This is a genomic window from Stenotrophomonas sp. SAM-B (assembly GCF_013387485.1).
GTDB classification, from domain to species: domain Bacteria; phylum Pseudomonadota; class Gammaproteobacteria; order Xanthomonadales; family Xanthomonadaceae; genus Stenotrophomonas; species Stenotrophomonas maltophilia_AA.
In genome coordinates, this window is the sequence record NZ_JABBXB010000005.1 from 88,299 (window position 1) to 107,400 (window position 19,102).

Annotated in this window: 18 protein-coding genes; 7 read left to right on the forward strand and 11 right to left on the reverse strand. The window is 68.5% G+C overall.

The window, feature by feature from the left end:
- Positions 1–17: 17 nt before the first annotated feature.
- A complete protein-coding gene (locus HH110_RS12510; protein WP_176989976.1) occupies positions 18–995 on the reverse strand; it encodes a sensor domain-containing protein in 978 nt (325 codons plus the stop codon).
- Positions 992–1,357 (reverse strand): PadR family transcriptional regulator, encoded by a 366-nt coding sequence (locus HH110_RS12515; protein ID WP_176989977.1) that lies wholly within the window; start codon positions 1,355–1,357, stop codon positions 992–994. The genes HH110_RS12510 and HH110_RS12515 overlap by 4 nt, the downstream gene beginning before the upstream one ends.
- A 149-nt stretch (positions 1,358–1,506) precedes the next feature.
- Here HH110_RS12515 and HH110_RS12520 point away from each other — a divergent pair, with 149 nt between their 5' ends.
- Positions 1,507–2,406, forward strand: coding sequence for a peptidylprolyl isomerase (locus HH110_RS12520; RefSeq protein WP_176989978.1), 900 nt, complete (start codon positions 1,507–1,509; stop codon positions 2,404–2,406).
- A 79-nt stretch (positions 2,407–2,485) separates the two neighbouring features.
- On the opposite strand, the gene HH110_RS12525 is transcribed toward HH110_RS12520, so the two are convergent.
- Positions 2,486–3,364 (reverse strand): DMT family transporter, encoded by an 879-nt coding sequence (locus HH110_RS12525; protein ID WP_176989979.1) that lies wholly within the window; start codon positions 3,362–3,364, stop codon positions 2,486–2,488.
- 159 nt (positions 3,365–3,523) lie between these two features.
- Here HH110_RS12525 and HH110_RS12530 point away from each other — a divergent pair, with 159 nt between their 5' ends.
- Complete coding sequence (locus HH110_RS12530) at positions 3,524–4,474, forward strand: LysR substrate-binding domain-containing protein (protein WP_176989980.1); 951 nt, start codon at positions 3,524–3,526, stop codon at positions 4,472–4,474.
- A gap of 88 nt (positions 4,475–4,562) precedes the next feature.
- On the forward strand, positions 4,563–4,856 hold the full coding sequence (locus HH110_RS12535; protein WP_019184421.1) for a hypothetical protein: 294 nt from the start codon (positions 4,563–4,565) through the stop codon (positions 4,854–4,856).
- 45 nt (positions 4,857–4,901) lie between these two features.
- Here the strand turns inward: HH110_RS12535 and HH110_RS12540 are convergent, their stop codons facing one another.
- Entirely contained in the window at positions 4,902–5,672 is a 771-nt protein-coding gene (locus HH110_RS12540) for a DUF4349 domain-containing protein (protein WP_176989981.1), read from the reverse strand.
- A gap of 156 nt (positions 5,673–5,828) precedes the next feature.
- On the opposite strand from HH110_RS12540, the gene HH110_RS12545 reads away from it, so the two are divergent.
- The gene (locus tag HH110_RS12545; protein WP_176989982.1) at positions 5,829–7,637 is read left to right on the forward strand and encodes a DUF885 domain-containing protein; all 1,809 of its coding nucleotides are present in this window, start codon (positions 5,829–5,831) and stop codon (positions 7,635–7,637) included.
- A 97-nt stretch (positions 7,638–7,734) separates the two neighbouring features.
- Here HH110_RS12545 and smrA read toward each other — a convergent pair whose 3' ends face one another.
- Positions 7,735–9,567, reverse strand: a complete 1,833-nt coding sequence (gene smrA, locus HH110_RS12550; protein WP_176989983.1) for a multidrug efflux ABC transporter SmrA — start codon at positions 9,565–9,567, stop codon at positions 7,735–7,737.
- Between the two features lie 89 nt (positions 9,568–9,656).
- Positions 9,657–11,234 (reverse strand): serine hydrolase, encoded by a 1,578-nt coding sequence (locus HH110_RS12555; RefSeq protein ID WP_176989984.1) that lies wholly within the window; start codon positions 11,232–11,234, stop codon positions 9,657–9,659.
- Between the two features lie 111 nt (positions 11,235–11,345).
- Here HH110_RS12555 and HH110_RS12560 point away from each other — a divergent pair, with 111 nt between their 5' ends.
- Complete coding sequence (locus HH110_RS12560) at positions 11,346–11,786, forward strand: VOC family protein (RefSeq protein ID WP_176989985.1); 441 nt, start codon at positions 11,346–11,348, stop codon at positions 11,784–11,786.
- Positions 11,783–12,601, forward strand: a complete 819-nt coding sequence (locus HH110_RS12565; protein WP_176989986.1) for a DUF72 domain-containing protein — start codon at positions 11,783–11,785, stop codon at positions 12,599–12,601. The genes HH110_RS12560 and HH110_RS12565 overlap by 4 nt, the downstream gene beginning before the upstream one ends.
- A 5-nt stretch (positions 12,602–12,606) precedes the next feature.
- Here HH110_RS12565 and HH110_RS12570 read toward each other — a convergent pair whose 3' ends face one another.
- Positions 12,607–13,263: a Pr6Pr family membrane protein gene (locus HH110_RS12570; RefSeq protein ID WP_176989987.1), complete on the reverse strand. Its 657-nt coding sequence runs from the start codon at positions 13,261–13,263 to the stop codon at positions 12,607–12,609.
- Positions 13,264–13,341: 78 nt separating this feature from the next.
- On the opposite strand from HH110_RS12570, the gene HH110_RS12575 reads away from it, so the two are divergent.
- Positions 13,342–14,289, forward strand: a complete 948-nt coding sequence (locus tag HH110_RS12575; protein ID WP_176989988.1) for a DMT family transporter — start codon at positions 13,342–13,344, stop codon at positions 14,287–14,289.
- 23 nt (positions 14,290–14,312) lie between these two features.
- Here the strand turns inward: HH110_RS12575 and HH110_RS12580 are convergent, their stop codons facing one another.
- The 4 genes from HH110_RS12580 to HH110_RS12595 all read right to left on the reverse strand — a co-directional run bounded on the left by HH110_RS12580 (position 14,313) and on the right by HH110_RS12595 (position 19,080).
- Entirely contained in the window at positions 14,313–15,473 is a 1,161-nt protein-coding gene (locus tag HH110_RS12580; protein ID WP_176989989.1) for an AAA family ATPase, read from the reverse strand.
- Between the two features lie 66 nt (positions 15,474–15,539).
- Entirely contained in the window at positions 15,540–16,610 is a 1,071-nt protein-coding gene (locus tag HH110_RS12585) for a sensor domain-containing diguanylate cyclase (RefSeq protein ID WP_176989990.1), read from the reverse strand.
- Between the two features lie 68 nt (positions 16,611–16,678).
- Positions 16,679–17,401: a pseudouridine synthase gene (locus tag HH110_RS12590; protein ID WP_019184431.1), complete on the reverse strand. Its 723-nt coding sequence runs from the start codon at positions 17,399–17,401 to the stop codon at positions 16,679–16,681.
- Positions 17,402–17,457: 56 nt separating this feature from the next.
- Positions 17,458–19,080 carry a diguanylate cyclase gene (locus tag HH110_RS12595; protein ID WP_176989991.1) on the reverse strand — a complete coding sequence of 541 codons (1,623 nt, stop codon included), beginning with the start codon at positions 19,078–19,080 and terminating at the stop codon, positions 17,458–17,460.
- Positions 19,081–19,102: the final 22 nt, after the last annotated feature.

A 19,102-nucleotide genomic window follows, 5' to 3' on the forward strand; every position in this document is an offset into this window, starting at 1 on the left:
CCATCCTCGTGTCCCGTTTACAGCCGCACCAGCAGGTGCTTGGCCATCATCCCGTGCAGGCGGCCGATGCCGCGGGCCAGGTGCAGCGTCGCGAACAGCAGCAGGACGCCGACCACCGCCAGCAGCGGTGTGATCCAGACCGGCAGCATCTGGCTGCCGTCGATGTGCAGTCCTACGTAACTGCTGGAGAACAGCGCCGCCACCGGCGCCCAGATCAAGCCCATCGAGGTCGACAACAGCGTGGTGGCGATCGTGAAGTAGACGATGCCCAGCGGCAGCATCAGCACGAAGTAGAGCAGGGTCAGCCAGGTCCGCCCGTCAGTGAACATGTCGCCGATGCGCTGCAGCCAGGTGCGGCTGCGGTCGGAGTACGTTGGTCGGCGCGGCATGCGCTCGCCCAGCAGTGCTTCCACCAGCCGCCCTTCCAGCAGTGACAGGCCGCGCACCGAGCCGAAGAACAGCACCGCCACCGGAATGCCGATGATCAGCACCATCAGGCCCAGCGACAGCGACAGGCCGGTGACCACCCAGGTGAAGAAGAACGTGCCGGTGGCGAGCGACAGCAGCATGTAGAACAGCGCGCCATAGGTGCGGGCCTCCAGCGCGACACCGAAGAAACGGGCCAGTGCCGAGCGCGGCCTGGGCGGGGCCGGCGGCGGCACCGATTCCGCGCCGGTGCTGACCGGCGCAGCGCGTCGCAGCGGCGCCGTCCCGGCACTGGGCGTGCGCAGCGCGCGGTTCACGGTGATCTCGGTCTCGCGGTAGATGTCGGCGACTTCTTCCGGCGCGCCATAGCTGCCGGCGACATCGGCGATCACCTCGGCCTCGCTGCGACCCGGCTGGGCGGCCAGCTCCGAACGCAGGTATTCCTCGGCGTCGTACAGGGCGTCCTGCACCATCGCCGGATCGGCGTCGTGAAGCGCCGCGCGCAGCTGGGCCAGATACGCGGGAATGGTGGTCGGCAAGGCCCGACCGGCCACGGACTCGATGTTCATTCGGTTACCCCTTCCAGGACGGAATCGACGGAATCACGGGTGGCGCGCCACGCGGCGGTCCATTGCCTGAGCACTTCGTGGCCCGTGTCATTGATGCGGTAGTAGCGGCGCGGCGGACCCGCCACCGACGGTTCAACATGGCTTTCCAGCAACCCGGCCCCTTCCAGGTTGCGCAGCACCGGGTACAGCGCGCTCTGCTTGCCGCTCAGCACGCCCTCGCCGATCCGCTCCAGCTCCTTGGCGATCAGGTACCCGTACAGCGGCTCGCCGGCCTTGGCCAGGACCGCCAGCAGGGCCAGTGAGACCGTGCCGGAGCTGAGCTCTTTCTGGAACTTCTTCAGGTGGACGTCGTGGTCGCTCATGGCGGTCTCCGCTAGCGTGGAGTCCACACTAGTCCGAAGTTCGCTATAGCGGATGTGTCGTTAGTCACCGTGCCGGTGGGCATGGCCGGCTGGCCGTGGCTGGCGTGCTCGCGCACAATCGGGGCACTACCTTCCTGAACGGGTCCGCCATGTCGCCACGTCGTCCTGCCCTGCTCGCCCTCGCCCTGGCCTGCCTGCTCCCCACCCTGGCCAGCGCGGCCACGCCTTACCGCAGCCCGCAGCAGATTCTGGACGCCTCGCCGGACAGCGACTGGCGCACGCCCGACCCGGCCAACCTGCTGTACATGAACCTGCCGGCCGGCCGCGTCATCATCGAGCTGGCCCCGGCGTTCGCGCCGCAGCACGTGGCCAACATCCAGACCCTTGCCCACGAACATTTCTGGGATGGCGAGAGCATCTACCGCGCGCAGGACAATTTCGTGGTGCAGTTCGGCGATGCCGACGCCGATGATGCCGCCAAGGCAAAGCCGCTCGGCAGCGCCACGCGCAAGCTCCCGGCCGAGTTCCAGCGCGACAGCAAGGGGCTCAAGGTCAGCCTGCTGCCCGACCGTGATGGCTGGGCCGACCAGACCGGTTTCGTCGACGGCTTCCCGGTGGGCCAGGACCGCAAGGACGGCAAGACCTGGCTGGCGCATTGCTATGGCGCGCTGGGTGCCGGCCGCAACAACGAGGAAGACAGCAGCATCGGCGCGGAGCTGTACGTGGTGACCGGACAGTCACCGCGTCAGCTGGACCGCAACATCACCGTGGTCGGCCGCGTGCTGCAGGGCATGGAACTGCTCAGCGCCCTGCCGCGCGGCCCGGCGCCGATGGGCTTCTACACCGATCCGGCGCAGCGCACCGCGATCCAGTCGATCCAGCGTGCGAGCGACGTCCCGGCGGCGGAGCGCCCCAAGCTGCAGGTGCTGCGCACCGACTCCAGGACCTTCGCCGATGCGACCGAAGCGCGCCGCAACCGCGTCGATGATTTCTACAAGCGCCCGGCGGGCCACATCGACCTGTGCAACATTCCGGTGCCGGTGCGCTGAGGATGAGATAACCGACGCGTCAGCGTCCGGATGCCCCGGTAGAGCCACCCCATGGGTGGCTGCACGCGGACCCGCCGGCCTATCGCTGCGATGCCGCCACGCTGCCAAGGATCAACACACCCGCCACCACCATCGCGCCGGTCACCGGTTCGCCCAGGAACAACCAGGCGAACAGTGCGCCGAACATCGGCACCAGATAGGTCACGGTCGAGGCGCGCGCCGGGCCGATGCGGGCGATGAGGCGGTAGAACATCAGGAACGCCAGGCCGGTGCAGACCACGCCCAGGGCGATCGCGCAGGCCCAGGACAGCATCGGGATCGGGCCGGTCGGCCAGTGGGTCAGCGCCATCGGCAGCAGCAGGATCGCCGCGCAACCCAGCGTGGCGCCGGCCGAGGCCGCCGGCGGCAGGCCGGTCATGTGGCGCTTCACCAGATTGACGCCCAGGCCGTACAGCAGCGCCGCCAGTGCACCGGCCAGCACCGCCGCGCCGATGCTCAGGCCGGAGACCTTGGCCGTCGCCAGCACTACCACCCCCGCGAAGCCGACCAGCAGGGCGATCGCGCGGCGCATGCCGATCTTCTCGCCGAAGAACAGGAAGGCCATCAGCGCGGCGAACAGCACTGTCATCGCATTGCAGATCGCACCGATCGCCGCCGGGGCGCGCTGCGCGGCCCAGGCGAACAGCACGAACGGGATGGCCGAGTTGATCAGGCCGATCGGCGCCAGCCACAGCCAGCGGCGGGCCGGGAACTGCGCCCGCGCCTGCCAAAGGAACGGCAGCAGCACGAGCGCGCCGAGCAGCAGCCGCACCTCCACCAGTGCGTAGGGTCCGAAGGCAGGCACGGCCACGCGCATGAACAGGAACGAGCAGCCCCAGATCGCGCCGAGCACGGTCAGCTCCAACGGCGTGCGCCAATCGCGCTCGACCGTGCCGGCGGCCAGCGGCGCCCCGCTCATGACCCGCCCCCCAAGCAAGGCAGACACGCGGGGCAAGCGGTAAGGGACGGCAACATGCGCGTGAATCCTGGGAGGAAGGGCGACAGCATCCGCCTGCCGCTGCGCGCCCACAAGCGCGTAGTATCCGTGCAAGCCACAAATATGATTTGGGTCTCGACCATGATCCTCCGCCCTGCCCTGCTGCCCGCCCTGGGGGTGTTCGCGGTAGCCGCCCGCCACCAGAACTTCGCCCATGCCGCCCAGGAACTGCACCTCACCGCCAGTGCGGTCAGCCACCACGTGCGGCGGCTGGAGGATCTGCTGGGCACGGTCCTCTTCCAGCGCCATGCGCGCGGCGTGCGGCTGACCGCCGAGGGCCGCCAGTTGGCCGATGCGGCCGCGGCGGCATTGAGCGATCTCAATGCGGTGGCCGGCAACTTGCATCCCCAGGCCGACATCGTGCCGCTGCGGGTCACCACCATCCGCTCGCTGTCGTACTGCTGGCTGATCCCGCGCCTGCCGCGTTTCACCCACCAGCATCCGCGCATGCGCATCGAGCTGCAGACCAGCACCGAGCTGGTCCGCTTCGACGAGACCGGCCCGGAGCTGGGCATCCGCTACGGGCTGGGCCAGTGGCCCGGCATGACCGCGCATCACCTGATGGACGACGAACTGTGCCCGGTCGCCTCGCCGTCCCTGGTGGGCGTCTCGACGCTGCGCGAACCGGCGCAGATCGCTGCCCTGCCGCTGCTCAGCGACATGTCACCGCAGGGCTGGCGCGACTGGTTCCGCGCTGCCGGCGTGCGCGGGCTGGATCTGCCGTCGCTGCACACCTTCAGCGACAGCACCGATGCGATGCGCGCGGCGGTGTATGGCATCGGCGCGGTGCTCGCCCGCAAACACATCGCGCAGCCCTATCTGCAGCGCTACGAGCTGGTGCGCCTGCCCGGGCCTGCGCTCAAGGCACGCTACGCCTACTACGTGGTGCACGCCGAGCACCGCCCGCTCAGCCCGACCGCGCAGGCGTTCATGGACTGGCTCAAGCGCGAGGCGCTGGACGAACGCACCCCGCTGCCCGCGCTGCCCGACGAACTGCTGGGGTTGCCCCCTGCCGACGGCACGCACGACTGAACCGCACGCCGCGGTCCGTCGCGCGTCCTCACCCGGCCTTTTCCGTCCGCTGGCTAGGCTGGAGTCCCTTTCCCCCGAGGCTCGACCCATGGCCCTGTTGCGACTGCGAATCACCGGCACCGAAGACGATGCACGTGCCATCACCGACCTGCTGCAGAGCATCGAGGGGATCGAACACGTCGAAGAAACCGACGACCTGATGCCGCACATGGACGACGACGATTCCAGCTCGGCCGGCCTCTCCGACGACATCGGCCCGGGTACCCACGAACTGGAAGTGGAAGTCGGCAATGCACTCGGCGCCCAGCGCGTGCGCGATGCCGTGCAGGAGCTGGCGCTGGAGCTGGATGTCTTCGTCGAATACGAGCAGGACGAAGGTTGAGTCAACGGTCGTGCCGCGCGTTGAGGCGCGGCACGACCCGTTTCATCAGCGCGCGGCCGCGGCGGCCTTGCGACGCTTGCGGCGGCGCCACAGCGCCACGACCACGGCACCGACCGCCCACACCACCACGCCGACCGGCAGCAGGGCCGCCACCGCGCGGATCACGAAGGCGATGCTGGTGGTGAAGATCGCCCCGAACTCGCTGAACGCCTTGCCGATCTCGCTGCGGCTGCGCTGCCCGGCCGGGCCTTCGAAGTTCATCGTCACCAGCTGGGTATCGATCCGCCGGCGTTGCTGTGCGGCGTCCTTGTTGGCCTGCTCCAGCCCCGCCTCGATCTCCGCCATGCGCTGCGAGACCGCCAGCAGGTCGGCCACCTTCATGTCGCTGCGCTGCTGATACGCCTGCAGCTGCGCGTGTTCCTTCTGCAACCGCGTCTGGGTCAGCGCGGTATCGGCCACCTGCTGGGCCAGATCTTCGGCATGCGTGTTGCGCGAGGCCACATCGCCGCCTTCACCGGCCAGGGCGATGATCGGTTCCACGCCCTTCGGCGCGATGCGCACGCGGATCGAGCCGGACCGGGTTTCACCGCCCTCCTCGCCCACCTGCAGGACGGCGCAGTCGCCGAAGCGATTGCTCTGGCAGGCCTCGGAGACCGCCTTGACCCGCGCGCTGATGCGCTGCGCATCGAGCTGGATGCGAATGTCGTGTTCGTAGGCCAGGAACGCGCCTTCCGGCGACGCGACGGCCCCGGCAGCCGCATCGGCGGCGTAGTTCGGCCCGCTGCGGCCACAGGCCACCAGGCCCAACAGCAGCATCCCTGCCAGCCCGGCGCGGGCCCCTCCTGTCCATCCAATCACAGTTCAGCTCCATCAACGGCGGTGAATTTCACAGCGCATGGTAATCCAATGGCACGGGGACAAAGGGGGCCATCGGCCCTATGCTCGGGTATTGTCCCCAGTACAGGAACACCGATGCGCCAGCATCTGCTTGCCCTCGCCCTGATCGCCGCCCTTGGTGGCTGCCAGCAGGCCGACTCCCCGACGCCCGCCACCGGCACCGAAGCGGCCACCCCGGCCGGCGATGCCGCGGTCGATGCGGCCTTCGCCGACCTGTCCAAGCGCGCCCTGGACACCTGGATGCAGCTGTCCCCGATCAGCGCCACGCAGATCGGCGACCACCGCTACGACAGCGAGATCGACGACCTCAGCGCCGCCGGCCAGCAGAAGGTGCTGACCGCGTACAAGGCGCTGCTCGGCGATCTGGACAAGATCGATGTCAGCAAGCTCTCGCGCGAAAACCAGGTGGATGCGGCGATCCTGCGCAACCAGCTGCAGTCCGAAGTCTGGACGGCGGAAGTGCTGCAGTCGCCCAAGTGGGATCCGCAGATGTACAACGGCATGGCCGGCAGCGCGCTGTACGGCCTGATGGCGCGTGAGTTTGCGCCGCTGCCGGACCGCCTGAAGTCGGCGACCGCGCGCATGGAGAAGCTGCCGCAGATCTTCGCCCAGGCGCGCGAGAACCTGGACCCGGCCCGCGTGCCGAAGATCCATGCCGAGACCGTGGCCAAGCAGAACCGCGGCATCCTCAGCATCGTCGATACCTTCATCACCCCGCACATCGGTGAACTGCCGGCCGAAGACCAGAAGCGTCTGCAGGCCGCGATCGACGGCCTGAAGAAGGCCGTCGACGAACAGCAGACCTGGCTGGACAAGACCCTGGTGCCGAACGCCAAGGGTGACTTCCGCATCGGCGCCGACCTGTACGACCAGAAGCTGAAGTTCGCCCTGAACTCCTCGCTCTCGCGCGCCGAGATCGGCGAGCGCGCGCGTGCCGAACTCAAGCGCGTGCGCCAGGACATGTACGGCATCGCGCAGACCGTGCTCAAGGACAAGCCCGGCGCCCCGGCGCTGCCGGCCAACCCGAGCGACGAGCAGCAGCAGGCCGCGATCGAAGCCGCGCTGGAGCTGGCCTATGCGGACAAGCCGGCACGCGACAAGGTCGTTGAAGACGCCAAGGCCGCGCTGGAGCAGTCCACCGAATTCGTGCGCAAGCACGACCTGATGACGCTGCCCGATTCCCCGGTCGACATCATCCTGATGCCGGAATTCCAGCGTGGCGTGGCCGTGGCCTACTGCGATTCGCCGGGCCCGCTCGACAAGAACCTGAAGACCTTCTACGCGGTCTCGCCGATTCCGGACGACTGGACCGACAAGCAGGTCGATTCGTTCCTGCGCGAATACAACAGCCGCATGATCCACCTGCTGAGCATCCACGAAGGCACGCCGGGCCATTACCTGGAAGGCTGGCACTCGGGCAAGTTCCCGTCGACGCTGCGCGCGGTGCTGCGTTCGGGCCTGTTCGCCGAAGGCTGGGCGGTCTACACCGAGCGGATGATGCAGGAGCAGGGTTACCTGGACAACGATCCGCTGTTCCACCTGGTGCAGCTGAAGTTCTACCTGCGCACCATCTCCAACGCGATCCTGGACCAGGGCGTGCACGTGGACAACTGGACGCGTGAGCAGGCGATGCACCTGATGACCCACGACGCCTTCCAGCAGGAAAGCGAAGCCTCGGGCAAGTGGGTGCGTGCACAGCTGACCTCCGCGCAGCTGCCGACCTACTTCGTCGGTGCGCAGGAACACTTCGACACGCGCAAGGCCGTACAGGACAAGCAGGGGGCGAAGTTCAACCTGAAGGCCTACCACGACCAGATGCTGTCCTACGGCGCTCCGCCGGTGCGCTTCGCGCGCCAGCTGATGCTGGACCAGCCGATCGAGTAAATCCACGCCATGCGTGGATGAGCCTGCTGACGGCCCGGGGATCCCGGGCCGTCTTTTTTTTGTCACGGAACCAGATGAATCAACGCCAGGCGTGGACCTACGCGTCGGCGGCCACGAAGCCACCGGTCTGCCGCGCCCACAGGCGTGCATACAACCCGCCCGCCGCGATCAGCTCGGCGTGCGTGCCGGTCTCCACGATGCGGCCCTGGTCCATCACCACCAGCCGGTCCATGCGCGCGATGGTGGACAGCCGGTGCGCGATCGCGATCACCGTCTTGCCGGTCATCAGTTCGTCCAGGTTGTCCTGAATGGCCGCTTCCACTTCCGAATCCAGCGCCGAGGTGGCTTCGTCCAGCACCAGGATCGGCGCGTCCTTGAGCAGCACGCGCGCGATCGCGATGCGCTGGCGCTGGCCTCCGGAGAGCTTCACCCCGCGCTCGCCGACATGCGCGTCATAGCCACGGCGTCCTTCCCCGTCCACCAGCGTGTCGATGAAAGCCGAGGCACGCGCCTTGGCCACCGCCGCATGCAGCTGTTCCTCGGTCGCATCGGGGCGCCCGTAGAGCAGGTTGTCGCGGATCGAACGGTGCAGCAGCGAGGTGTCCTGGGTGACCACGCCAATCTGCCGGCGCAGGCTCTCCTGGGTAACCCCTGCGATGTCCTGGCCGTCGATGCGGATCTGCCCGCTTTCCAGGTCGTACAGGCGCAGCAGCACGTTGACCAGGGTCGACTTGCCGGCACCCGAGGGACCGACCAGGCCAATCTTCTCGCCCGGTTTCACGTTCAGATCGAGTCCGGCGATCACCCCGCCGCTCTTGCCGTAATGGAAATGGATGTGATCGAAATGCACGGCGCCCTGGCTGACCAGCAAAGGCACGGCATCGGCACGGTCCTGCACGGTCAGCGGCTGCGAGATGGTGGTGATGCCGTCCTGCACCGTACCGATATCCTCGAAGATGCCGTTGATCGTCCACATGATCCAGCCGGACATGTTGTGGATGCGGATCACCAGCCCGATGGCCAGGGTGATCGCGCCCACCGTGATGTGCCCCCCGTTCCACAGCCACAGCGCCAGCGCGCACGTGCCCACGATCAGGAAACCGTTGACCACGGCGATGGTCACTTCCAGCCCGGTGGTAACCCGGGTCTGGCCGCGGTGCTTGGTCGCCAGTTCCCCGATCGCTTCGGCCACGTAGGCCTGCTCGCGCCCGCCATGGGCGAACAGCTTCAGCGTGGGCACGTTGGTGTAGCCATCCACGATGCGGCCCATCGCCTTGGAACGCGCCTCCGAGGCAAGCCACGCCCGCTCCTTGGCGCGCGGCACGAAGTACCACATGATCACCACGTAGCTGCCCATCCACAGGGCCAGCGGGATCATCAGCCGCCAGTCGGCCTGTGCGAACAGGTACAGCGCGGTGCCGGTGTAGACCAGGATGTACCAGACCGAATCGACCATCTGCACCGCCGACTCGCGCAGCGAGGTGCCGGTCTGCATCACCCGGTTGGCCATGCTGCCGGCGAAGTCGTTCTGGAAGAAGCTCAGGCTCTGCCGCACCACGTAGTTGTGCATCAGCCAGCGCGAGCGGTTGCTCAAGCCCGGCACGATCGCCTGGTTGACCAGCAGGCTGTGCAGCGATACCAGCAGCGGCCGTGCGATCAGGGTGATGCCGGCCATCCACAGCAGTGTGTTGGCATGCCGTGCAAAGAAGCCGCTGCCGGGCTGCTCGGCGACCATGTCCACGATGCGGCCCAGGAAATCGAACATCGCCACTTCGACCAGTGCCAGCAGCAGGCCGGCGATCAACGTGGCCAGCAGCACCGGCCAGACCGGGCGCAGGTAATGGATGTAGAACGGCACCACCTTGCGGGGTGGCATGCGCGCGTCGATCGGCGGGAAGACCGGAATAATCGATTCGAACCAGCGGAACATCGCAGTGCACCAAAAACAAAACAGGCCGCGATTATCCCACCGCGGCCTGCCCTTTTACTCTCACCCCCATCACAGGCTGGCGACGGGGTTCAGCCCTTGGCCTCCACGGCGATCGGCATCAGCAGCAGGTCCTGGAAATCGAAACTGAAATCGGTGAGCGAGGACACCGCCTGCATGCGCACCTCGCGGACCTTGCCGTCCGGATCGAGGCTGAAATTCACAAAGGCATCGGCATTGAGCGAACGATCATCCCAGCGCACCAGGAAGGTATCGTGCTGCCAATGCTCCAGCGTACCGATCAACTGCGCGGTCCTGCCGAAGCGCAGGCGCAGCTTGCCGCCCTGCTGTTCGACGAACACATCGCCGTACCACGCGTCGCGGTAACCACCGGCATAGCGCGACAGCGGCAGCGACAGCCTGGATTTCGCATCGCGCGCGGCCTGGTGCCTGGCCCAGCCTTCGTCCGCCTTTTCCTGTGACTTGGCAACGGCAGCGGCATAGGCGGCGACCCAGTCGGTGGCCGGGGCCTGCAGGTAAGCGTCCAGCGCTTCCATCGTGATGGCGTTGAAGGCCGCGCCGACTTCCTGGTTGGTGAGCACCACGATGCCCAGCTTGTGCTCCGGCACCAGGGTCACGCGCGACACCATCCCCGGCCAGCCGCCGGTATGCCAGACCAGTTTCTGGCCGCGGTAGTCGCTGAGGCTCCAGCCTTCGCCATAGCCGGCGAAGTTCGGCCGCGCCGCGGCCAGCTGCGGCACGCTCGGCTCGGGCACGACCTGCGGCGTGATCATCTGCCACATCGCCTGCTGGGTCTTGGCGGTGAACAGCGGCTGCCCGTTCTCCAGCGTGCCCTGGGCCAGCTGCACGTTCATCCAGCGCGCCATGTCGTGGACGCTGGAATAGATGCCGCCGGCGCCGGCATTGTTGGACCAGGTCAGCGGCGCGACGGTGCGCAGCTGACTGAAATCGAACTTGGCGTGCCCGACCGCGGCGTTGTCGCCGGGCTGCAGATGGTCGGCGTTGTAGCGGGTGCCGCGCATCCCGACCGGCGTGAAGATGCGCTGCTGCAGGAAGTCCGCATAGGTCTGCCCGGACACCTGCTCGATCACCTGCTGGGCGACCGCGTAGAGAATGTTGTCGTAGGCATAGCGATCACGGAAACCCGCCTTCAGCGGCACCTTGCCCAGACGCTGCACCACCTCTTTGCTGCTGTAGGAGGTGGTCGGCCAGAACAGCAGGTCGCCCGCCCCCAGGCTCAGGCCACTGCGGTGCGAAAGCAGATCGCGGATGCGCATCTCGCCGGTGACGTACGGATCGGACATGCGGAAGCCGGGCAGATGATCGATCACGCGGTCGTCCATCTTCAGCTTGCCCTGCTCGGCCAGCAGGTTCAGCGAGGTGGCGGTGAACGCCTTCGTGTTGGAGGCGATCGCGAACAGCGTATCGGCCTGGACCGGGTCCGGCTTGCCCAGTTCGCGCACGCCGTAGCCGCGTTCCATCACCACCTTGCCATCCTTGACCACCGCCACGGCAATGCCGGGAATGTCGAACTCGGTGCGAGCGCGTTCGATGGTGGCGTCCAGCCGCTGCAGTTCGGCCGGCACGGCGGCCGATGCCAGGGGTGCGCATGCGAGCAGCACGGCGCCTCCGATCCAGGATGTGTTCAAGCAGTGTCTCCGGTTGCGTGTGGCGGGGGCGTCGAGGGTCGCGATGCCCCGGTTTCGCACGATGGTAACGCGGCCCGGATCAGGCTCGCCTGTGCCAGAAGGAGGCCCGTCATGACCGCGCCCGCCGCGACCACCGCCACCATCATTCCCTGCCTGCGCTACCGCGATGCCCACGCCGCGATTGCCTGGCTGCAGCAGGCGTTCGGCTTCCAGAAACACGCGGTGTACGCCGATGGCGATACCGTCCACCACGCCCAACTCGTGTACGGCCACGGCATGATCATGCTGGGCTCGGTGGACAACGCCAGCGAATGGGGCCGTTACAGCGTCCAGCCCGATGAGGTCGACGGCCGCCAGACGCAGACGGCCTGCGTCATCGTCGCCGACCCGGACGCGCACCACGCGCGTGCCGTCGCCGCTGGTGCGCGGATCGTGATCGAGATCGCCGACCAGCCTTACGGTGGCCGCGGTTACGCCTGCCGGGACCTGGAAGGCTATCTGTGGTGGTTCGGCAGTTACGATCCGTGGGCCGCCCCCGCGGGCGGCGCATGAGCACAGCGGCCGGCTCCATCCGCACGGGTATCGGTGGCTGGGTGTTCCCGGCGTGGCGCGGCGGCACGTTCTATCCGGCCGTGCTGCCGCAACGCGAGGAACTGGCCTACGCCAGCCAACAGCTGGGCTGCATCGAGATCAACAGCACGTTCTACCGCGCGCAGAAGCCGGCCATCTATGCGCAGTGGCGCGAACAGACGCCCGAAGGTTTCCGCTTCTCGGCCAAGGCCCCGCGCACGATCACCCAGACCCATGACCTCACCACGGTCGGCGAACGTGCCGAGCGTTTCATCGATGGCATCGCGGCGCTGGAAGACCGGCTTGGCCCGTTGATCTGGCAGTTCGGCGACACCCATCCGGCCGGTGCGGCCGAGTTCGATCGCTTCCTGGCGATGCTGCCGCGCAAGGTCGACGGCCACCGCCTGCAGCACGCACTGGAGGTGCGCAATCCCGCGGCATGGACGCCTGGGCTGCTGACCGCCGCCCGTGCGCATGGCGCCGCGCTGGTGTTCAGTGGCTCGGACGATCATCCCAGCTTCGCCGACCCCACGGCCGACTTCATCTATGCGCGGTTGATGGGCTCGCGCGCCAACCTGCGCGCCGGCTACCCGGCGCGTGCGATGGAGCAGTGGTGCCTGCGTGCGATGCGCTGGGCCCGGGGCGAGGACAATCCGGACCTGCCCCATCTCGGCGCCGAGCTGCCTGCCTCGCCGCCGCGCGAGGTCTATGTGCTGTTCATCGGGGCGGCCAAGCAGCGCAATCCCGGCGCGGCGATAGCCCTGCGCGACCAGCTGCAGCAGCTCGGCGGCGGCTGACGCCCTTATCCGCGCCGGCGGCGTTGCGCCAGCGCGCCATCCAGCCACCACAGCAGCCCGCCGCACACGACGAACACCACCCCCACGGCCAGCACGTTGCGCAGGACCAGCACGAGGCCCAGCGTGCCCAGGTCCAGGAAGGGGTACGGGTACTGGCCACTGACCCGGCCGACCAGCAGCGCCCAGCCGAGATAGACCGTCGGAAACGCCAGCGCGCCGAGCAGCCCGCGCCGGTGCAGGCCACCGTGCGGGCCGGCCAGCCAGCCCAGCAGGTACAGCAACGGTACCGCGTAATGCAGCCCCCCGTCCGCCCACCATTGCGCGCCCTGCGGGTGCCACAACGGGCGCAGGATGATCACGTAGATCAACCCGGTGATGCCGATGAACAACGCCACCGCCGCGCGCGGGACGGGGCCGGCCAGGCCGTCGCCACGGCCGCGGGCCAGCGCCAGGCAGACGGCGGCCACCCCGATGTTGCTGAGGATGGTGAAGTAGCCCAGGTAACGCAGCGTCGCGTCCGCCGCGCCCAGGCCAGGCGTGCGCAGCAGCAGGTGGTACTGCAGCAGCAGGGAGGCCACGGCAATGACCGCGGTCAGGCCGGCCCAGGCGCGCAGCGCGGAGGTCGGGGCGGCACGGACGGGATCGGTGTGGAGGCGTGTCATCGCCGCAGGATGCCACGGCCATGCAGCGGATCGCGTGGAAGGCATCCTTCGCGGCACGGCTTGCCGCACAATATGCGGATGCCGATGACCGATACCCGCAGAGCCCTGCTGCAAATCCATTTCTGTGTGCTGCTGTGGGGCGTCACTGCCATCCTCGGCAAGCTGATCACCCTGCCCGCCCTGCCGCTGGTGTGGTGGCGCATGCTGCTGGTGGTGGCGATGCTGGCGCTGGTGCCACGCGTGTGGCGCGGTCTGCGCCAGCTGTCGCCGCGTCTGGTGGCCGGCTACTGCGGCGTGGGCGCCCTGGTCGCCCTGCACTGGCTGACCTTCTATGGTGCGGTGAAGTTGGCCAATGCCTCGGTGGCGGCCACCTGCATCGCGCTGGCGCCGGTGTTCACCGCAGTGATCGAACCGTGGGTGGCCAAACGTCCCTTCCAGTTCCGCGAACTGGCCTTCGGCCTCCTGGTGCTGCCCGGCGTCGCGCTGGTGGTCGGTGGCGTGCCGGACGGCATGCGCCTGGGCGTGCTCATCGGCGCGTTGTCGGCGCTGCTGGTGGCGATCTTCGGCTCGTTCAACAAGCGTCTGGTCAGCCACGCCGACCCGCTGACCGTGACCGCGCTGGAACTCGGTGCGGGCACCCTCACCCTGACCCTGCTGGCGCCGGCGCTGCCGTTCCTGCTGCCGGCCCTGGCCAGCCCGTTGTGGGTGATCCCGGACCTGCACGACGGCCTGCTGCTGCTGACCCTGGCCGGGCTGTGCACGCTGCTGCCGTTCGCGCTCGCGCTGGTGGCGCTGCGCCATATCAGCGCCTATACCTCGCAGCTGGTGACCAACCTCGAACCGGTCTACGCGATCCTGCTGGCGATGGTGCTGCTCAGCGAGCAGCGCGAGTTGACGCCGCTGTTCTATGCGGGCGTGGCGATCATCGTCGGCGCGGTGTTCCTGCACCCGCTGCTCAACCGCCGCAGGAAGGTCCAGCACCCGGAAATCCTGGCGACCTCCGAGGCGCGCAACATCGCCGAGTGAGGCGAAGCCGGTGACGCCGATGCCTAGCGTCGCGGCCAGTGCCAGGGCGGTACGTCCAGCAGGCCCTGCCCGGCCACGGTGGTGCGGCTCATCTGTTTCTCCAGCCGGATCGGGTGGCAGTCCGGTGATTCGTACAGTGCTGCGATCAGCCGGCTGGCATGCGACACCACCCACAGCTGAGTGCGCGCGGACGCCGCGGTGATCAGCCGCGCCAGCGCCGGCAGCAGGTCCGGGTGCAGGCTGGTCTCCGGTTCGTTGAGCACCATCAGCGGTGGTGGGCGCGGCGTGTGCAGCGCGGCGATCAGCAGCAGATAACGCAGCGTACCGTCGGACAGTTCGGCGACCGCCAACGGCCGCAGCAGGCCGGGCTGATGGAACTTCAGGTGCAGCCGGCCCTCATGCGGTTCGATCCGTACCTCTGCACCCGGGAATGCGTCGTCGAGCGAGCGCCCCAGCGCCTGCGGATCGCCGATCTCCACGATGGTCTGCCACGCCGCGGCCAGGTCATGGCCATCATGGCTGAGCACGGGCGTGCGCGTGGCCAGTGGTGCCTGGCGCGCCGGCGCGTCCTGGTCGCTGCGGAAATGATCGTAGAAGCGCCAGCCGCGGATCGATTCGCGCAGGGCCAGGACCTCGGGCATGCGCTGCGGATCGGCCACCTGGGTGAACAGGCTGTCGAACACGGACAGGTGCTCGTCAACCACCTGCCAGTGTCCTCCCTGCCGGCGCCGCACCACGCTGTTGCGGCGCTCGACCAGGGCGCTGGCGCTGCGCAGGAACGGCCCGGCCCAGAGACTCTCGCACTTGATCTGCGGATCCAGGTCGAACAGGGAGTTGCCTGCCAACGGCAGACCGAGATCGATGGCGTAGCCGAAGGTATCGGCGGCGAATCCCAACCGCAGCGAGATCGACGATGAGCGCGTTTGGCCCTGCACCGGCACTTCGCCGCGCAGCATCCGCGCATCGATCTGGCTTGGGCCGGCCCACAGCGCCGAGCCCAGCCCACCTTCCCGGGCCAGCGCCGCGGCGACACCACCCTGCGCGGTTTCGGCAAGCAGCCGCAGCGCGCGGTACAGGCTGGACTTGCCGCTGCCGTTGTCGCCGGTAACCAGGTTCAAGCGCCCCATCGGCACGACCAGGTCGTGCAGGGAACGGTAATGGGCGATGGCCAGGGTCTGCAGCATGGCGGTGGCGGTCGGCTGGGCTGGGCAGTCTGCCGCGCCCCCGTCGCACCGCCTGCGAAACCGGCCTCAGTCGGCGCGGATGACCCGGTTGCGGCCGTCACCCTTGGCCCGGTACAGCGCCGCGTCGGCGCGGGCCAGGGTCTGCTCGATCGCGTCGCCATGGCGGTGCGCGGCCACCCCGATGCTGATCGTCAGCGGCAGGCCCAGCGGCAGATCGGCCACCGCCATGCGCAGGAAGTCGCACTGCAGTTCGGCCGTGGCCAGCGGGGTATCCGGCATCAGCACCACGAACTCCTCGCCACCGTACCGCGCGGCCAGGCCGTGCCCGGCGAAATGCGCGCGCAGCAGCCGCGCCAGTTCCGCCAGGACATGGTCGCCGGTGGCGTGGCCGTAGAGATCGTTGACGGTCTTGAAGTGATCGATGTCGAGCAGCGCCACCGCGGTCGCACGCGGTTGGCCATCGGCATCGATCACGGCCGCTTCCAGCGCGGCGCTCATCGCACGGCGGTTGGGCAGGCCGGTGAGCGGATCGGTCCGGCTCTGCTCGGCCAGGTCGGCGTTCTGCTGCTCCAGCAGTTCGTTGTATTCGGCCAGGCGCTGCTCGTACCAGGCGCGGTCGGTCATGTGCTGCTGGATTTCATGGGCATACCGGCGCAGCTCCATCACCAGCGAGACCTGTCGCGACAACGCCGACAAGGCCTCGCGCTGGCCCACGCTCAGGTGCCCCGGAAGGGCATCGAACACGCACAGCGTGCCCAGTGGCAGCCCTTCGCTGCTCAGCAGGGGGGCGCCGGCATAGAACCGGACATGCGGATCGTCGACCACCACCGGATTGTCGAAGAAACGCGGATCGGCAAGGGCGTCTTCGACCACCATCACCTGGTCCGGCTGCAGGATGGCGTGGCCACAGAAGGAAATGTCCCGGTGCGTTTCAGCCGCCTCGAGCAGCTGCCGCGACTTGAACCACTGGCGGTCCTGGTCGACCAGGGTCACCGCGCCCATGCGGGTGCCGCACAGCGCGGTGGCGATTGTGACCAGATCGTCGAAGGAGCGCTCGCGGGGCGTGTCCAGGATCTGGTACCGCTGCAGCGCCAACAGGCGCTGCGCTTCGTTGTCCGGTTTGGACGGCTTGATCATCGTGGCAGGCGGTAGCGTGTGCCTGCGCAGTCTAGCCCGGGTGCGGCGTCAGCACGTGACGCACGGCATCACCAGTCCAGCTGTTTGGGCAGCAGGCCCTTGAGCTCGGCATCGGTGAGGTTGCGCCACTGCCCCGGCTTGAGCGCGCCGAGCTTGATGTTGTCGATGCGCACGCGGCGCAGCTGGGTGACGCGGAAGCCGAACGCGGCGGCCATCAGGCGGATCTGCCGGTTCAGGCCCTGCTGCAGGGTGATCCGGAAACCGAACTTGGCCAGTTTGCTGGTCCGGCACGGCAGCGTGACTTCATCACGGATGCGCACGCCACGGGCCATGCCGCGCAGGAACTCATCGGTGACGGCCTTGTTGACCGCGACCATGTATTCCTTTTGGTGGCCGTTCTCGGCGCGCAGGATCTGGTTGACGATGTTGCCGTTGCTGGTGAGCAGGATCAGGCCTTCCGAATCCTTGTCCAGGCGGCCGATCGGGAAGATGCGCTGCTCGTGGCCGACGAACTCCACGATGTTGCCCTTCACCGAGCTCTCGGTGGTGCAGGTGATGCCCACCGGCTTGTTCAGCGCGATGTAGACGTGCTTGCGGCCACCGGCCTTCTTCGCTTCGCGCGCGCGCAGCGGCTGGCCGTCGACCAGCACCACGTCCTGTTCGCCCACCACCGCACCGGTGCCGGCCGGATGGCCGTTGACGGTGACGCGGCGCTCGCCGATCAGGCGGTCGGCTTCGCGCCGGGAACAGAAGCCGGTGTCGGCGATATGCTTGTTGAGTCGGGTTGTCATCGGCCCATTATCGGGCAAAAGGCGGCCGCCGCTGCGTTTTTCCGCGCGCGGGCGGTTCAGGCCGGTACCGGCTCGCCGGCCGTCGTGGTGCGCTCGCCATCATGGATCTGGTTGCGGCCGTTGCGCTTGGCGCAGTACATGGCATGGTCGGCCCGGCGCAGCAGCCCGGCCAGGTCATCGCTGCCGGGCCTGAGCACCGCCAGCCCGATGCTGGCCGAGACCGTCAGGCCGGGGATGCCGAGCGTCTGGGTGACCGCCGCCACCTGCTGGCGCACCGTCTCCAGCCGCGCCACGGCGGCGGCATGCCCGGCCCCGGGCAGCAGCACCAGGAATTCTTCCCCGCCCATCCGGATCACGTCGTCGTGGTTGCGCACCGACCCGCGCAGCGCGCGCGCCACCGCGACCAGGACCTGGTCGCCCACGTCGTGGCCGAACTGGTCGTTGATGTCCTTGAACAGATCGATGTCGAGGAAGCCGATCGCCAACGCATGCGGCTGCTGATGCGCCCGCTCCAGGTACTCGGCCAGCAGGCGCAGGCCGGCGCGGCGATTGGGCAGCCCGGTCAGCATGTCGGTGTCCGCCAGCTGGCGCATTTCATCGCGCTGGCGACGCAGGCGCCCGAGCCGAAGGTTGAGCGCATAGGCGGCCATCATCAGGAACCAGGTGGCCGCCAGCTGCAGCGCTTCGATCCGGTAGGCCACCAGCCAGCGCGCATCCAGCACATCGGCCCCGATCATGATCCACCACGGGGCCAGTGCGGCCAGACCCGGCAGTGCGTGCGCATCGCGCCGCCACACGCCCCACAGGCCCGCGCCGAGGCACAGCGTGCAGACCGCCAGGAAGCTCCACTCCAGCACGAACGCCACCGCGCCCAGCCCCTCCAGCCCCCACAGCGGTACGCTCAGCCCGATCGCGACCAGCCCCCACAGCACGAGATGCTGCGCCGGGCGCGAGCGCGGCCAGCGCCGGTCGCCACCGCTGAGCCGCCACAGGATCGGCAGCAGCAGCGCCTCGCTGAACGCCGTGAGCGCGACCAGCCACCAGGAGGCACGGTCCTGCACCGGCAGCCAGGGCTCGGGATAGCCGCTCAGGCCGCCCAGCACCGCCTGCCAGAGCACGAACACGGCACAGGCACCGACATAGACAAGGAAAGATTGATCGCGGGTGGTGGCCCAGCCCATCAGCGCCGACAGCGCCAGGGCAATCGCCACGGCGATGCAGGCCGCACGCACCAGCAGGCGGGCGGTGTCGTTCTGCTGGACCGGACTGGGCGCGCCGAGCTGGATGGTCGGCACCCAGCGGGCCTTGAGCGGGCGGGTCCAGGAGACCACGATCGGCTCGTGATCGCCGGCCTCGGGCACGACCACCAACCCGACCCCGGCGCGGAAGCGCGAATCGCGCGTGCGGGCATCGTGCATGCTGCCGCAGATCTCGCGGTCGCCGTGGCTGATGCGCACTTCGCCGGTCAGCACCCCGAACACATCCACGGCCTGCGGCTTGCCCGACCAGCCGGCGGCGGGCGCGGGGATCGAGAGCACTTCCTGGTGGCGCGCCAGCACATCCGGCGTGCAGGCACGCTGCGGCGTCACTTCATCGGTCGCCCCGCCGAGCAACAGGAAATCCTGGCCCACGCGCGGGGCCGCCTGCAGGCTCCATGGCAACAGCCACAGCAGCACCATGATCAGCGCCGCCCACCCGATT

Excerpts from the sequence above, each read along its gene's own strand:
- HH110_RS12510 (WP_176989976.1), bottom strand. The coding sequence starts at position 995 with ATGAACATCGAGTCCGTGGCCGGTCGGGCCTTGCCGACCACCATTCCC.
- HH110_RS12515 (WP_176989977.1), bottom strand. The coding sequence starts at position 1,357 with ATGAGCGACCACGACGTCCACCTGAAGAAGTTCCAGAAAGAGCTCAGC.
- HH110_RS12520 (WP_176989978.1), top strand. The coding sequence starts at position 1,507 with ATGTCGCCACGTCGTCCTGCCCTGCTCGCCCTCGCCCTGGCCTGCCTG.
- HH110_RS12525 (WP_176989979.1), bottom strand. The coding sequence starts at position 3,364 with ATGAGCGGGGCGCCGCTGGCCGCCGGCACGGTCGAGCGCGATTGGCGC.
- HH110_RS12530 (WP_176989980.1), top strand. The coding sequence starts at position 3,524 with ATGATCCTCCGCCCTGCCCTGCTGCCCGCCCTGGGGGTGTTCGCGGTA.
- HH110_RS12535 (WP_019184421.1), top strand. The coding sequence starts at position 4,563 with ATGGCCCTGTTGCGACTGCGAATCACCGGCACCGAAGACGATGCACGT.
- HH110_RS12540 (WP_176989981.1), bottom strand. The coding sequence starts at position 5,672 with ATGCTGCTGTTGGGCCTGGTGGCCTGTGGCCGCAGCGGGCCGAACTAC.
- HH110_RS12545 (WP_176989982.1), top strand. The coding sequence starts at position 5,829 with ATGCGCCAGCATCTGCTTGCCCTCGCCCTGATCGCCGCCCTTGGTGGC.
- smrA (WP_176989983.1), bottom strand. The coding sequence starts at position 9,567 with ATGTTCCGCTGGTTCGAATCGATTATTCCGGTCTTCCCGCCGATCGAC.
- HH110_RS12560 (WP_176989985.1), top strand. The coding sequence starts at position 11,346 with ATGACCGCGCCCGCCGCGACCACCGCCACCATCATTCCCTGCCTGCGC.
- HH110_RS12565 (WP_176989986.1), top strand. The coding sequence starts at position 11,783 with ATGAGCACAGCGGCCGGCTCCATCCGCACGGGTATCGGTGGCTGGGTG.
- HH110_RS12570 (WP_176989987.1), bottom strand. The coding sequence starts at position 13,263 with ATGACACGCCTCCACACCGATCCCGTCCGTGCCGCCCCGACCTCCGCG.
- HH110_RS12575 (WP_176989988.1), top strand. The coding sequence starts at position 13,342 with ATGCCGATGACCGATACCCGCAGAGCCCTGCTGCAAATCCATTTCTGT.
- HH110_RS12580 (WP_176989989.1), bottom strand. The coding sequence starts at position 15,473 with ATGCTGCAGACCCTGGCCATCGCCCATTACCGTTCCCTGCACGACCTG.
- HH110_RS12585 (WP_176989990.1), bottom strand. The coding sequence starts at position 16,610 with ATGATCAAGCCGTCCAAACCGGACAACGAAGCGCAGCGCCTGTTGGCG.
- HH110_RS12590 (WP_019184431.1), bottom strand. The coding sequence starts at position 17,401 with ATGACAACCCGACTCAACAAGCATATCGCCGACACCGGCTTCTGTTCC.
- HH110_RS12595 (WP_176989991.1), bottom strand. The coding sequence starts at position 19,080 with ATGGTGCTGCTGTGGCTGTTGCCATGGAGCCTGCAGGCGGCCCCGCGC.